The 13,025-nt window shown below is 61.2% G+C and carries 13 protein-coding genes and 1 pseudogene; 8 read left to right on the plus strand and 6 right to left on the minus strand.

Annotated elements, in window-relative coordinates:
* The first annotated feature begins 37 nt into the window (after positions 1-37).
* Together ACYZUD_RS14115 and ACYZUD_RS14120 are read left to right on the plus strand one after the other, a co-directional pair.
* The gene (locus tag ACYZUD_RS14115; protein ID WP_462024552.1) at positions 38-1,225 is read left to right on the plus strand and encodes an acyl-CoA dehydrogenase family protein; all 1,188 of its coding nucleotides are present in this window, start codon (positions 38-40) and stop codon (positions 1,223-1,225) included.
* 24 nt (positions 1,226-1,249) lie between these two features.
* Entirely contained in the window at positions 1,250-2,353 is a 1,104-nt protein-coding gene (locus tag ACYZUD_RS14120) for a sigma-54 interaction domain-containing protein (protein WP_462024553.1), read from the plus strand.
* Here the strand turns inward: ACYZUD_RS14120 and ACYZUD_RS14125 are convergent.
* Positions 2,350-2,715, minus strand: coding sequence for an antibiotic biosynthesis monooxygenase (locus ACYZUD_RS14125; RefSeq protein ID WP_462024554.1), 366 nt, complete (start codon positions 2,713-2,715; stop codon positions 2,350-2,352). The genes ACYZUD_RS14120 and ACYZUD_RS14125 overlap by 4 nt on opposite strands.
* Positions 2,716-2,810: 95 nt before the next feature.
* On the opposite strand from ACYZUD_RS14125, the gene soxR reads away from it, so the two are divergent.
* Positions 2,811-3,278 (plus strand): redox-sensitive transcriptional activator SoxR, encoded by a 468-nt coding sequence (soxR, locus tag ACYZUD_RS14130; protein WP_462024555.1) that lies wholly within the window; start codon positions 2,811-2,813, stop codon positions 3,276-3,278.
* Positions 3,279-3,387: 109 nt separating this feature from the next.
* Here the strand turns inward: soxR and ACYZUD_RS14135 are convergent, their stop codons facing one another.
* From ACYZUD_RS14135 to ACYZUD_RS14145, 3 genes are all read right to left on the minus strand, one after another.
* Positions 3,388-4,158: a MetQ/NlpA family ABC transporter substrate-binding protein gene (locus ACYZUD_RS14135; protein WP_462024556.1), complete on the minus strand. Its 771-nt coding sequence runs from the start codon at positions 4,156-4,158 to the stop codon at positions 3,388-3,390.
* Positions 4,159-4,232: 74 nt separating this feature from the next.
* The gene (locus tag ACYZUD_RS14140) at positions 4,233-4,898 is read right to left on the minus strand and encodes a methionine ABC transporter permease (RefSeq protein WP_461953863.1); all 666 of its coding nucleotides are present in this window, start codon (positions 4,896-4,898) and stop codon (positions 4,233-4,235) included.
* Positions 4,899-4,900: 2 nt separating this feature from the next.
* Entirely contained in the window at positions 4,901-6,115 is a 1,215-nt protein-coding gene (locus ACYZUD_RS14145; protein WP_462024557.1) for an SfnB family sulfur acquisition oxidoreductase, read from the minus strand.
* A gap of 328 nt (positions 6,116-6,443) precedes the next feature.
* Between ACYZUD_RS14145 and ACYZUD_RS14150 the strand changes: the two genes are divergently transcribed.
* From ACYZUD_RS14150 to ACYZUD_RS14170, 5 genes and pseudogenes are all read left to right on the plus strand, one after another.
* Positions 6,444-6,902 (plus strand): VOC family protein, encoded by a 459-nt coding sequence (locus tag ACYZUD_RS14150; RefSeq protein ID WP_462024558.1) that lies wholly within the window; start codon positions 6,444-6,446, stop codon positions 6,900-6,902.
* 296 nt (positions 6,903-7,198) lie between these two features.
* Positions 7,199-7,288 (plus strand): annotated as a pseudogene (locus ACYZUD_RS14155) (VOC family protein); the annotation flags it as partial.
* Between the two features lie 222 nt (positions 7,289-7,510).
* Entirely contained in the window at positions 7,511-8,386 is an 876-nt protein-coding gene (locus ACYZUD_RS14160; RefSeq protein WP_462024559.1) for an alpha/beta fold hydrolase, read from the plus strand.
* A 97-nt stretch (positions 8,387-8,483) separates the two neighbouring features.
* On the plus strand, positions 8,484-9,791 hold the full coding sequence (locus ACYZUD_RS14165) for a dicarboxylate/amino acid:cation symporter (RefSeq protein WP_462024560.1): 1,308 nt from the start codon (positions 8,484-8,486) through the stop codon (positions 9,789-9,791).
* A 20-nt stretch (positions 9,792-9,811) separates the two neighbouring features.
* The gene (locus ACYZUD_RS14170) at positions 9,812-10,762 is read left to right on the plus strand and encodes a LysR substrate-binding domain-containing protein (protein WP_462024561.1); all 951 of its coding nucleotides are present in this window, start codon (positions 9,812-9,814) and stop codon (positions 10,760-10,762) included.
* A gap of 84 nt (positions 10,763-10,846) precedes the next feature.
* Here the strand turns inward: ACYZUD_RS14170 and leuD are convergent, their stop codons facing one another.
* A complete protein-coding gene (gene leuD, locus ACYZUD_RS14175; RefSeq protein WP_462024562.1) occupies positions 10,847-11,461 on the minus strand; it encodes a 3-isopropylmalate dehydratase small subunit in 615 nt (204 codons plus the stop codon).
* Positions 11,458-12,879 carry a 3-isopropylmalate dehydratase large subunit gene (gene leuC, locus ACYZUD_RS14180; protein WP_462024563.1) on the minus strand — a complete coding sequence of 474 codons (1,422 nt, stop codon included), beginning with the start codon at positions 12,877-12,879 and terminating at the stop codon, positions 11,458-11,460. The genes leuD and leuC overlap by 4 nt, the downstream gene beginning before the upstream one ends.
* Positions 12,880-13,025: the final 146 nt, after the last annotated feature.

Genomic DNA, 13,025 nt, shown 5'->3' on the forward strand with positions numbered 1-13,025 from the left:
AGCCTGCGGTGGTCCATCGACATATAGGAAATTCCGCGTGACTGCCAAACCGCTAAGCGCCCTGTTATCCCCGTTGCAAACTGCCCGCCAGTTGGCCGCCGAGTTTGCCCTGACTGCCGTCGAGCGTGATGAACGCGGCGGTACGCCGAAAGCCGAACGTGACGCCCTGCGCCACAGCGGCCTGCTCGCCTTGAGTATTCCCACCCAGTACGGCGGCCTCGGTGGCAGCTGGACGGAAACCCTGACCATCGTGCGCGAGTTCTCCAAGGTCGACAGTTCGATTGCCCATGTTTTCGGCTTTCATCACCTGATGCTCGCCACCGTGCGCCTGTTCGCCCGTCCCGATCAGTGGCAGCCGTGGTTCGAACAAACCGCGCGCAAGAACTGGTTCTGGGGTAACGCCCTTAACCCGCTGGACACCCGCACCGTGGTGAAAAACCTCGGTGGCTGGCGTGAGTTTTCCGGCAAGAAAAGCTTCTGCTCCGGCGCCAGCGACTCGGAAATGCTGATCGCCTCGGCCGTCGATGAAAGTGCCGGCGGCAAGCTGTTGATCGCCGCCATTCCCAGCGGCCGCAGCGGCATCACCTTGCACAACGACTGGAACAACATGGGCCAGCGCCAGACCGACAGCGGCAGCGCCTCATTCGAACGGGTGCGGGTCGAAGAGTCGGAACTGCTGCTCGATCCGGGACCGTTGAGCACGCCGTTCGCCTGCCTGCGGCCGCTGATCGCCCAGTTGACGTTCACGCACATGTTCCTCGGCATTGCCGAAGGCGCCTTCGAAGAAGCGCGTCAATACACCCTCACCGAGACCCGGCCATGGCACAAATCCAGTGCTCAGGATGTGCGCCAGGACCCTTACGTGCTCAGCCATTACGGTGAATTCTGGGTGGCGCTTGAAGGCGTTCGGTTGTTGGTGGAACGGGCTGCCGATCTGCTCGACAAGGCCTGGGCCAAAGGTCCGAATCTCAGCGCCGACGAGCGCGGACATTTGGCAACAGCCATCGCCACGGCCAAGGTCGCCGCCACGCGCAACGGCCTGGAAATCTGTAGTCGGCTGTTCGAAGTGACCGGCGCGCGTTCGACTCACGCCTCACTGCGACTGGACCGCCACTGGCGCAACCTGCGCACGCAAACCCTTCACGACCCGGTGGATTACAAACTCCATGAACTGGGCGACTGGGCGTTGAACCAGTCCCTGCCGATTCCGACTTTTTATTCATAGCCTTCCCTTCATGGAGAGTGCCTCATGCAGCTGCTGACCTTACCGCCCTCGCCCGCCCTGGCCACCTCGATCCGCGCCACCGCGCAGGTGTTCGAAGACCCGAAATCCCAGGCCTTGCTCGCGCATTTGCAACAAGTCGCGCCGAGTGAAGCCAGCGTGCTGATCATCGGTGAAACCGGCACCGGCAAGGAGTTGGTGGCGCGACATATCCACAACCTCAGCGCCCGGCGCAACCGGCCATTCGTGGCGGTGAACTGCGGTGCGTTCTCCGAATCCCTGGTCGAGGCCGAACTGTTCGGCCACGAAAAAGGCGCGTTCACCGGCGCGTTGAGCGCCAAGGCCGGCTGGTTCGAAGAGGCCGACGGCGGCACGTTGTTCCTCGATGAAATCGGCGATCTGCCGATGGCGATTCAGGTCAAGTTGCTGCGAGTGCTGCAGGAGCGCGAAGTGGTGCGACTGGGCTCGCGCAAAAGCATTCCCATCGACGTGCGGGTGCTGGCGGCGACCAATGTGCAACTGGAGAAAGCCATCAACGCCGGGCACTTCCGTGAGGACCTGTATTACCGCCTCGACGTGGTCAGCCTGGAATTGAGCCCGCTGCGTGATCGCCCCGGCGACATCCTGCCGCTGACCCGGCATTTCGTCGAGTCCTACAGCCAGCGTCTGGGCTACGGCACCATCACCATCAGCAAAGAGGCCGAACTCAAACTGCGCAGCTACAGCTGGCCGGGCAATATTCGCAAGCTGGAAAACGTCATTCACCACACCCTGCTGATCTGCCGCAACGGCGTGATCGAACGCGATGACCTGCGTCTGTCGAACATGCGCATCGAGCGTCAGGACGATTACCACAGCAACGTCGACGACTCCCCGGAAGCCTTGCTCGATCGGGCCTTTCAAAAGCTCTTCGAGGAACAGGCCGGCGCGTTGCACGAGAAAGTCGAAGACGCCTTGCTGCGGGCGGCCTATCGCTTCAGCCACTACAACCAGGTGCACACCGCTGCGCTGCTGGGGTTGAGCCGCAACGTGACCCGCACGCGACTGATCAAGATCGGCGAACTGGCGGTGAACAAGCGCCGGCCCACGGAAAACGTGCAAGGCGAGCGCTTGATGCAGTTGTCGATTTAACTCACCAGATTGCAATGCAGCGCGTTGTCATGGCTGCGTTCCAGGCTGTGCAACACCTGGAACGAGTCGAAGGTGACGGTTTTCGCCTGATGGGCGCGGATCAGTTGCCAGAAATCCTGCTCGCCGCTTTCAAACCCCTGAAACGCGGCCTCCCCGGCCTCGCGGGTTTGCCATTGCAGGTAATTGAGCACCCGCCGGCCGTCGTCGCTGGCCTGGATGCTAGCGCTCAGAAACCCGGTGTGGCGCTGGGCCAGACGTTCGGTTTGTGCCGACAGCGCCGACACCAGCGCCGGTTGCTGATGGGGTTCGATCTCGAATTCGATCAGTTGGGTGAAGCTGCGGTTTTTCTCTAACGGCTGCATGAATAGTCCCCACTTACGTGTAAGCCGGATCTTGCGATCCGAAGGCCTGCAGGGTAAAACCTCTAGCTAACTAGAGGTCAAGGGGCATTTTCCAAATGATCACCTCGGAAAATCTGCATAAGGAACTCACCGTCGGCCAAGTGGCCGCCCGCAGCGGTGTGGCCGTCACGGCGTTGCACTTTTATGAATCCAAGGGGCTGATCAAAAGCACTCGCAATCAGGGCAATCAGCGACGCTATCCACGTGAGGTGTTGCGGCGAGTGGCGTTGATCAAAGTGGCCCAGCGCTTGGGAATTCCGTTGGCGGAGATTGGCGAGGCGTTGAAATCCCTGCCGGACAACCGGGCACCGACGGCGGCGGACTGGAAGGTGCTGTCGGCGCAGTGGAGCCGGGATCTGGATGAGCGGATCAATCAGCTGACCTTGCTGCGGGACCGGCTCAATGGCTGCATCGGGTGCGGGTGTTTGTCGATGGAGGCGTGTCCGTTGCGCAACTTTGGCGATGTGCTCGGGGAACAGGGGACGGGGGCGCAGCTGTTGAAATCAGGGACAGATCAGAAATAGAGGCGCGGCCATCGCGAGCAGGCTCGCTCCCACATAGGATCTGTGGCGTTCATACATCCAGTGTGGGAGCGAGCCTGCTCGCGAAGGCGGCCTATCAGTCGATGAAGCCTTAGAACCCCGGTGCAATCTGCCCTTTGTAGCGGGTCAGGATGAACTGCCGAACCTCATCGGAATTCAATGCCTTGGCCAGTTTCTGCAAGCTTGGGTCATTGATGTTGTCCGGACGGGCCACGAGGAACTCGATGTACAGGCTCTTGCCCTTCTCGACGATCAACGCGCTGTTGGTGTCGATCCCCGCTTCCAGGGCGTAGTTGGCAAAGACAAACGCCAGGTCCACCTGGCTCACCGAACGCGCCAGCAACGCACCTTCCAGTTCACGAATTTTCAGGTGTTTCGGGTTTTCGATGATGTCCCGTTGGGTGGCCAGCGTGTTGCTCGGGTCTTTCAGTTTGATCAGCCCTGCTTCGTGCAGCAGCACTAGTGCGCGGCCGGTGTTCACCGGGTCGTTGGGGATCGACACGGTGGCGCCATCCTTCAGGTCGGCGATGTTTTTGATCTTGGTCGAGTAAGCGCCGAAGGGTTCGATGTGCACGCCGACCACCGGCACCAGGTCGGTGTGGCGAGTCTTGTTGTAATCATCGAGAAACGGCCGGTACTGGTAATAGTTGGCGTCGAGGTTCTTCAGGGCCAATTGCTGGTTGGGCTGGATGAAGTCGGTGAAGACCTTGATGTCCAGGTCCACGCCTTCCTTGGCCAGGGTCGGTTTGACGAACTCGAGGATTTCCGCGTGCGGCACCGGTGTAGCGCCGACGGTGAGTTTTTCGTTGGCGTGAACGCTCAACGACACAAGGGCAGCCAGAATGGCCAGGGTCTTTTTCATGATGTGCTCCTAGGCAAATTAAGTGGCCGTCGTGGGGTGGACGTGGGGCCTGTTCTGTTTTTTGGATCGAATCATTAACGTCGGCTGTAGCGCGCCACCAGTCGGTCGCCGGTCATTTGCAGGGCCTGGACCAGGATCAGTAACAGCACCACGGTGACCACCATCACGTCGGTCTGAAAACGCTGATAGCCGTAACGGATCGCCAGGTCGCCCAGGCCACCGCCGCCAATCACCCCGGCCATGGCCGTGTAATCCACCAGCACGATCGCCGTCACCGTGACCGCCGCCAGCAACCCTCCCCGGGCTTCGGGCAACAAGGTGTGGCGGATGATCTGCCAAGTGGTGCCGCCCATGGCCTGGGTTGCTTCCACCACGCCACGGTCGACTTCACGCAACGCGGTTTCCACCAGCCGCGCAAAGAACGGCGTGCAGCCGACCACCAGCGGTGGAATGGTCCCCGGAACACCGAGGGAGGTGCCGACCAGCAGCGTGGTCAACGGAATCAGCACGATCAGCAAAATGATGAACGGCAGCGAGCGCAGCATGTTCACGATCACCGACAGCACCCGATAAACCCCGACGGCTTCATGTAACTGGCGCTTGCCGGTGAGGAACAGCACCACGCCCAGCGGCAGCCCCAGCAACACGGTAAAACCGAGGGCCGCGCCAAGCATGCTCAGGGTGTCGAGGCACGCCTGGCCGATGTCGGCCCAATAAATGTTCTTGAACAATTCCGCCATGGTCAGGACCAGTCGTGACGCGGTGGTTTCACGCCGTTGAGCAGCCAGTTGCCGACCACGTGGTATTTCCAGCGCACCGGATCATGCAGGGTGTGAACCCGGGCGTTACGCCAGTGGCGGTCGAAGTTGTGCTTCTTCAGGGTCGAACGGGTGCCGCCGAGTTCGAAGAGTTTGTTGCTGGCTTCGATGGCGATTTCGGTGGTCAGCACCTTGGCTTTGGCAACGGCCAAAGACGCTCGGGCGACGTTGTCCTCGTCAGGTGCCGGACGCGCCGCATCCAGCGCCCGACCGGCCCGCTCCAGCAAGGCTTCGGCCGCTTCCAGACGAATCTCCAGACCGCCGACCTGAATGATGGTCAGCGGATCTTCGCTTGCTTTCTCCACCCCTGCATCGATCCACGTCCGGGCAAATTGCTGCACGAACGCGATGGTGTCGCGCAGGGCCGCGCGGGCGATGCCGGCGTCGATGGCTGCGGTGGTCAATTGCGCGAACGGGCCAGCCAGGGTTGGCGTTTCATAAGAACGATACGTCGGGAACACATTGAACGCCGAGACGTGCAGATCCTCGGCCAGCACCGTGCCGCTGGACGTGGTGCGCTGGCCGATGCTGTCCCAGTCGTCGACGATCGTCAGCCCCTGGGTGCCGCGCTCGACGAAGGACAACTGGCCCTTCTGCTCTTCATCCAGCGCCAGCACCGCCACCCAGTGAGCGTAGAGCGAACCGGTGCAGTAACCCTTGCGACCGTTGATCACATGGCCGTCGCCATAGCGGCGGATGGTCGCCTGAATGTCCTGCACGTTCTTGCCGCCGGTTTCCGACAGGGCATTGGCAAAGCGATGACCTTGCAGTGCAAGCGCGAAGAAGTGCGCCTGCTGCTCCGGGGTTCCTTGCAGGCGGATATCTTCCAGCAGGCAATAGTGGTTTTGCGGGATCTGTCCCAGGGACGGATCGGCCGCCGAGATGATCGCGATGACCTGCGCCAGCACCGCGTAGGACACCTGCGCGCCACCGAACTCTTTCGGCACGCTGATACCCCACAAACCACTGTTGGAATAGAGGTCGACGATCTCGGCGGGCACTTGGCGACTGCGGTCGCGCTCGGCGTCCTGCTCCAGCAGGATCGCGGCGACACGTTCGGCCACGCGCAAGGCTTCGGCTTCGTCGGCGATCCGATGGGCGGCCGGTGGGTTGATCGGATAAACGGCAGATTCAGGCATACATGTCTCTCGGCAACAGTGTTTACCAGAGGACATTGCAGCTTCTGTGCCTGACCGCCTTAGCCCGTATTTTCGGGTGGTTCAGGGCTTTTTCAGCGGCTATTGGGTGAGGAACCCAAGCATTCTGTTGCTTCACTGTTGATGGCTGAACAGTGGCGTTGTTATGCCCTATACCTGTAGGGGCTGCCGAAGGCAGCGATCTTTTGATCTTGATTTTTCCTCGGCCGCGCCGACGCCAGGGGGCAAAAGATCGCAGCCTTCGGCAGCGCCTACTATCTTTGTAGGCTCGCGACATTTTTATCCCATAACAAAATCAGGGAGAACCGTCATGAGCGTCAAACCCATTCCAGAGGGTTATCACAGCATCACCCCCTATCTGGGCATTCAGAAAGCTGCCGAAGCTATCGAGTTCTACAAGAAAGCCTTTGGCGCCACCGAAGTCATGCGCCTGGCCATGCCTGACGGCGGCATCGGCCACGCCGAGCTGCGTATCGGCGACTGCCCGATCATGCTGGGCACGCCGTGCGACCAGGGGCCATTGAGCAATCCGGACAAGTCGCCTTCCGTCGGGCTGCATCTGTATGTGAACGATGTGGACAAGTCTTACAAACAGGCCATTGCCGCCGGTGCCACGGTAGTGTCCGAGGTGAAAGATCAGTTTTATGGTGATCGCTCGGGGACGTTGAAAGATCCCTATGGGCATTTGTGGTTTCTGGCCACGCGCAAGGAGAATCTGACTCAGGCGCAGATTGAGCAGCGGGCGAAGGAGATGTTCAATCAGGGTTGAGTTTTGTGGTGACTGTTAATGCCTCATCGCGAGCAGGCTCGCTCCCACAATGGTTTTGTGTACACCGTTCCATGTGGGAGCGAGCCTGCTCGCGATGGCGTCCGGGCAGGCGCCGCGTCTGGCCACGCGCAAGGAGAATCTGACTCAGGCGCAGATTGAGCGACGGGCGAAGGAGATGTTCAATCAGGGTTGAGTTTTGTGGTGAATAGTAAGGCCTCATCGCGAGCGGGCTCGCTCCCACAATGGTTTTGTGTACACCGCTCCATGTGGGAGCGAGCCTACTCGCGATGGCGTCCGGGCAGGCGCCGCATCTGGCCACGCGCAAGGAGAATCTGACTCAGGCGCAGATTGAGCAGCGGGCGAAGGAGATGTTCAATCAGGGTTGAGTTTTGTGGTGACTGTTAATGCCTCATCGCGAGCAGGCTCGCTCCCACAATGGTTTTGTGTACACCGTTCCATGTGGGAGCGAGCCTGCTCGCGATGGCGTCCGGGCAGGCGCCGCACATCCTCTTGAACACACTTCATGAACAAGCGCACCACGCTTTGCGCCTTGCCGTAACCGCTCAACAATTTCAGGATGCAGGCAACTACAACAAGGAGTCACCCCCATGTTTGCCGGATTCCTGAAAGACCAGCGCCACGTCAACGGCGTGGACATTGCCTACCGCATCGGCGGCAGCGGGCCGGGCCTGCTGTTGTTGCACGGTCACCCGCAAACCCATGTCATCTGGCACAAGGTGGCCGAACAACTGGCCGAACACTTCACCGTGATCGCCGCCGACCTGCGCGGTTACGGCGACAGCGGCAAGCCGCCGGCCAACGATCACCACACTAATTACTCGAAACGCGAAATGGCCAAGGACGGTGTCGAGCTGATGAAGTCCCTGGGCTTCGAACAGTTCTCGGTGCTGGCCCACGACCGTGGCGCCCGCGTGGCCCATCGCCTGGCGCTGGATCATCCCGATGCCGTGCATCGCATGGTACTGCTCGACATCGCGCCCACCTTGTCGATGTATGCGCAAACCAACGAGGCCTTTGCCCGTGCCTACTGGCACTGGTTCTTCCTGATCCGTCCGGCGCCGCTGCCGGAAACCCTGATCGAAGCCGACCCCGAATCCTACCTGCGCAGCGTGATGGGCAGTCGCAGCGCCGGGCTCAAACCGTTCACCCCTGAAGCCTTTGGCGAATACCTGCGCTGCCTGAAACTGCCGGGCACCGCACGCGGCATCTGCGAGGATTACCGCGCCAGCGCCGGCATCGATCTGGAGCATGACCGCGCCGACATAGACGCCGGCCGTCATCTGGACCTGCCGCTGCTGGTTCTGTGGGGCGCCGAAGGCACCGTCGGGCGCTGCTTCGAGCCGCTCAAGGAATGGCAACACGTGGCCACCGATGTCCGCGGCAAAGCGCTGCCCGCCGGCCATTACATCGCCGAAGAAGCCCCCGACCTGTTGCTCGCCGAAGTCCTGGGTTTCCTGCGCTGACACCCGCGCCTTACTGATCTGAATCCACCTCCCACCGTGGGCCGCCACTGGCCTGCGCGGGATCGTCATGCCCAAAAACCGTCTCGAGATAATAAAAATGACAACCAGAAAACTGCTGGGAACCCTCTATGTGCAGGTGCTCATCGCTATCGCCCTGGGCATTGTGATCGGTCATTACTGGCCGCAAATCGGCGTCGACCTCAAGCCGTTGGGCGACGGTTTTATCAAGCTGATCAAGATGATCATCGGCCCGATCATCTTCTGCACGGTGGTGTCCGGCATCACCAGCATGCACGACGTGAAACAGGTCGGTCGGGTGGGTGGCAAGGCGCTGCTGTATTTCGAAGTCGTCTCGAGCATCGCCTTGGTGATTGGCATGCTGGCGGCGCATCTGCTGCATCCGGGCGTGGGCTTCAACATCGATGTGAAAACGCTCGACACCTCGGCGATTGCCGGTTTTGTCGGTCAGGCGGAACACGGCGAAGGCGTTACCGGTTTTTTGCTGCACGTGATTCCGACGACTTTTTTTGATGCGTTCTCCAAGGGTGAAATCCTGCCCGTGCTGTTTGTCTCGGTGCTGTTCGGCATTGCCCTGGTGATGGTCGGTGAAAAGGGCCGGCCGCTGGTGGGCGTGATCAATCAGGCCAGCGAAGTGTTCTTCCGCATTGTCGGCATCATCAGTCGCGTGGCACCGATCGGTGCGTTTGGCGCGATTGCGTTCACCATCGGCAAGTACGGCCTCGGCTCGTTGCTGCCGCTGCTGAAACTGATCGGCACCTTTTACCTGACAGCGTTCATTTTCATAGCCTGTGTACTCGGCAGCATCGCCCGCTATGCCGGCTTCAGCATTTTCAAACTGCTGGCGTACATCAAGGCCGAACTGTTGATCGTGCTCGGCACCAGCTCTTCGGAATCGGCGTTGCCGCAGCTGATTCAAAAACTCGAAAGCCTGGGTGCGTCCAAAGGTGTGGTGGGGATTGTCGTTCCGACCGGCTACACGTTTAACCTGGACGGCACCAACATCTACATGACCCTGGCGGTGCTGTTCCTCGCCCAGGCGACCAACATCGACTTGAGCCTTGAGCAGCAACTGACGCTGCTGGCGGTGGCGATGCTCACGTCCAAAGGTGCGGGCGCGGTGGTCGGCGCGGGCTTCGTCGCGTTGGCAGCGAGCCTGGCGGTGGTGCCGACCGTACCGGTGGCGGCGATGGTGTTGATTCTCGGCGTCGACCGTTTCATGGCCGAATGCCGATCCCTGACCAACATCATCGGCAACGCCGTCGCAGCCCTGGTAGTGGCGGCATGGGAAGGTGAACTGGACCGCAGCAAGATGGCACCGATTGCCCTCAAGCGCGGTCGCCATGCCCGGGCAGCAGCGGCTGCGGCCAAGCTGTCCGCCGAATAATCAGCCCTCGCGGCGATGCTATGCTGGCGGCTCATGCCGCCAGTGCCCGTTCTGTGATGACCACCAAGAAAGACACCGTGCCCCTACCCGAAGACCTGCGTGTATTGCTCACTGTCATCCGCAAGAGCGGTTTTGCCGCCGCGGCGGATGAACTGGGCCTGTCACCCGCCTACATCAGCAAGCGCATCCAGATTCTCGAAACCACCCTCGGTACCCGCCTGCTGCACCGCACCAGCCGCCGCATCGCCCTGACCGAAGACGGCGAGCGGGTGCAGCGCTGGGCCCTGCGGATTCTCGATGACTTCCAGCAACTGCACGACGAACTCTCCGACGCCCACGACAGCCCTCGCGGGCGTCTGCATTTGTGCAGCAGTTTCGGTTTCGGGCGTAACCATGTGGCCCCGGCCCTGTCGCTGCTGGCCGAGCGTTATCCGGATCTGGAGATTCGCCTGGACCTGTTCGATCGGGTGGTGGACATCGTCAGCGAAGGCTTTGATCTGGAGATCCGCGTGGGCGATGACATTCCCGGTCAGCACATCGGCCGGCGGCTGGTAAGCAATCGGCGAGTGCTCTGCGCGGCACCGACCTACCTGCAACGGCACGGCACACCCCAGACGCTGGGCGAGTTGGAGCAGCATCATTGCCTGGTGATCAAGGAGCGCGACAACGCATTCGGCATCTGGAACCTGGAGCGCGACGGGGTTCAGGACAGCGTGCGTGTCAGCGGGCCGTTGTCGTCCAACAGCGGGGAGATTGTCTTGCAGTGGGCACTGGATGGGCGCGGGGTGTTGCTGCGTTCGCTGTGGGATGTGAAGCCATTGCTGGAACAGGGACGATTGGTGCAGTTGCTTCCCGAATACACACAAAGCGCCAACGTCTGGGCGGTGTACCCGACGCGGTTGGCGTACTCGGGGAAGTTGCGGGCGTGTGTGGAGTTTTTGCAGGAGCATTTCAAAGGGTTGTCGGTTTAGAAGATCAAAAGATCGCAGCCTTCGGCAGCTCCTACAGGTGTACGCAAAACATTGTAGGAGCTGGCGAAGCCTGCGATCTTTTCATCAGGACAACCAGGGATTCGCGGCCAGGTGCTGGCGTTCGAAGGCTCTGATCTGCTCACTGCGTTGCAAGGTGCTGCCGATGGCATCGAGGCCCAGCAACAGTGAAGTCTTGCGCAAGGTATCGATCTCGAACGGGATGACCTGCCCCTCCTGCAACCTGATCTGCTGCGCCTCCAGATAGACACTGATCACAGCGCTGTCCGGCTGACTGACTACCTGTCCGAGCCGCTGTAACACCGGCTCATCGAGGGTAATCAGCAGCACACCATTGCGCTGGCAGTTGTCATAAAAAATCCCGGCAAAGCTGCTGCCGATCAGCGCCCGGATGCCCATCTGCTTCAAGCCCCAGACCGCATGCTCGCGGCTCGACCCGCAGCCGAAGTTCGGCCCGACCACCATGAAGCTCGCGCCGTGCCACGCAGCTTGATTCAGCACAAACCCGGGGTTGAGTGAACCGTCGGGCAAAAACCGCAAATCAAAAAACAAGCCACGGTCCAGCCCGGCGCGGTCGATGCCCTTGAGGAATTGCTTGGGCATGATCACGTCGGTGTCGATGTTGGCCGCGAGCATCGGGGCTGCCTTGCCGCTGACTTGGGTGAAAGGTTGCAGGCTCATGAGCGGTCTCCAAAGTGACGGATGTCGGTCAAGCGGCCGGTGATCGCTGCGGCGGCGACCATGGCCGGGCTCATCAGGTGGGTGCGGGCACCGGCGCCCTGCCGGCCTTCGAAATTGCGGTTGGTACTGGAGGCGCAACGGTCGCCCGGCGCCAGCACGTCGTCGTTCATGGCCAGGCACATCGAGCAGCCGGACTGCCGCCATTCGAACCCGGCGTCGATAAAGATCGCCGCCAGCCCCTCGGCTTCGGCCTGGTCACGGACTTCGGTGGAGCCGGGAACGATCATTGCCCGCACATGCCCGGCCACGTGTTTGCCGCGTACCACGCTGGCGGCATCGCGCAGGTCTTCGATACGCGCGTTGGTGCAGGAACCGATGAACGCATGGCTGATGACGATTTCACTCAGCGGCATGCCGGCTTCAAGGCCCATGTAATTCAGGGCGCGGCGCATGTCCTGGCGCAGGATCAGGTCGCTGACGTCTTGCGGGTCAGGCACGCGAGCGCCGATTGGCGATGCCTGATCCGGGCTGGTGCCCCAGGTGACCATCGGCTCCAAAGCGCTGGCGTCCAGATAAACTTCACGGTCGAACTGCGCATCGGCGTCGCTGTGCAAGGCGCGCCACTTTTCCACGGCGCGCGCCCACAACTCACCTTTGGGCGCGCGGGGTTTGTCCTTGAGGTAGGCGAAGACTTTTTCGTCCGGCGCCATAAATGCACCTCGCGCCCCGGCCTCCACCGCCATGTTGCAGATGGTCATGCGCGCTTCGACGCTCAGGGCATCAATGGTCGAGCCGCGAAACTCGATGGCGTACCCGGTGGCCCCCGACGCGCCGATCTGGCCGATCAGCGCCATGATCACGTCCTTGGAGGTCAGCCCCGGCGCCAGTTCGCCATCCACCGTCACCCGCATGCTGTTCAGGCGTTTGTAGACCAGCGTCTGGGACGCCAGCAGGTGTTCGATCTCGGAGGTGCCGATGCCGAAACCGAAGGCGCCGAGGGCACCGTATGTGGTCGTGTGGCTGTCGCCAGCGGCAATCACCATGCCCGGCAGGATGAAGCCCTGTTCCGGGGCAATCACATGTTCGATGCCTTGGCGCTTGTCGAGGATGTCGAGCAGTTCGATGCCGAAATCCCGGCAGTTTTCCGCCAGGTACGACACTTGCCGCGCGCCACCGGGATCGGGCATGGCCGCAACACGCTCGGGCGCCGTGGGGTTGACGTGATCGACCACCGCCAACGCGGTTCCGGCGCGCCACACCTCGCGCCTGGCCTCGCGCAGACCGCTGAAGGCCTGGGGGCTGGTGTATTCGTTGATGACCTGGCGATCGATGTACAACAGGACATGGCCTTGGTCATCGAGGCGACACACCGTGTGGGAATCGATGTGTTTGTCGTAGAGGGTTCTTGCTGGAGTCATGGAAGTACTCGCTCAGGCTCGCGGGTGACAGCGTCTGGGCTCCATCTTAGGCAGTCGCCCGCCCCCATCAATGGCCTGAAAGTGATCCCTTGGAACATGGTTCGTGTTGGATCGAGGGTAAATCCCCACGTCGAAGTGATTGCACA

This window comes from Pseudomonas sp. XS1P51 (assembly GCF_054897845.1).

What these genes read in the sequence shown, in the direction of transcription:
- leuD (WP_462024562.1), bottom strand. Translation starts at nt 11,461, where the DNA reads ATGAGCCTGCAACCTTTCACCCAAGTCAGCGGCAAGGCAGCCCCGATG.
- ACYZUD_RS14135 (WP_462024556.1), bottom strand. Translation starts at nt 4,158, where the DNA reads ATGAAAAAGACCCTGGCCATTCTGGCTGCCCTTGTGTCGTTGAGCGTT.
- ACYZUD_RS14140 (WP_461953863.1), bottom strand. Translation starts at nt 4,898, where the DNA reads ATGGCGGAATTGTTCAAGAACATTTATTGGGCCGACATCGGCCAGGCG.
- ACYZUD_RS14170 (WP_462024561.1), top strand. Translation starts at nt 9,812, where the DNA reads ATGCTGGCGGCTCATGCCGCCAGTGCCCGTTCTGTGATGACCACCAAG.
- ACYZUD_RS14120 (WP_462024553.1), top strand. Translation starts at nt 1,250, where the DNA reads ATGCAGCTGCTGACCTTACCGCCCTCGCCCGCCCTGGCCACCTCGATC.
- ACYZUD_RS14165 (WP_462024560.1), top strand. Translation starts at nt 8,484, where the DNA reads ATGACAACCAGAAAACTGCTGGGAACCCTCTATGTGCAGGTGCTCATC.
- ACYZUD_RS14150 (WP_462024558.1), top strand. Translation starts at nt 6,444, where the DNA reads ATGAGCGTCAAACCCATTCCAGAGGGTTATCACAGCATCACCCCCTAT.
- ACYZUD_RS14160 (WP_462024559.1), top strand. Translation starts at nt 7,511, where the DNA reads ATGTTTGCCGGATTCCTGAAAGACCAGCGCCACGTCAACGGCGTGGAC.
- ACYZUD_RS14125 (WP_462024554.1), bottom strand. Translation starts at nt 2,715, where the DNA reads ATGCAGCCGTTAGAGAAAAACCGCAGCTTCACCCAACTGATCGAATTC.
- leuC (WP_462024563.1), bottom strand. Translation starts at nt 12,879, where the DNA reads ATGACTCCAGCAAGAACCCTCTACGACAAACACATCGATTCCCACACG.
- soxR (WP_462024555.1), top strand. Translation starts at nt 2,811, where the DNA reads ATGATCACCTCGGAAAATCTGCATAAGGAACTCACCGTCGGCCAAGTG.
- ACYZUD_RS14145 (WP_462024557.1), bottom strand. Translation starts at nt 6,115, where the DNA reads ATGCCTGAATCTGCCGTTTATCCGATCAACCCACCGGCCGCCCATCGG.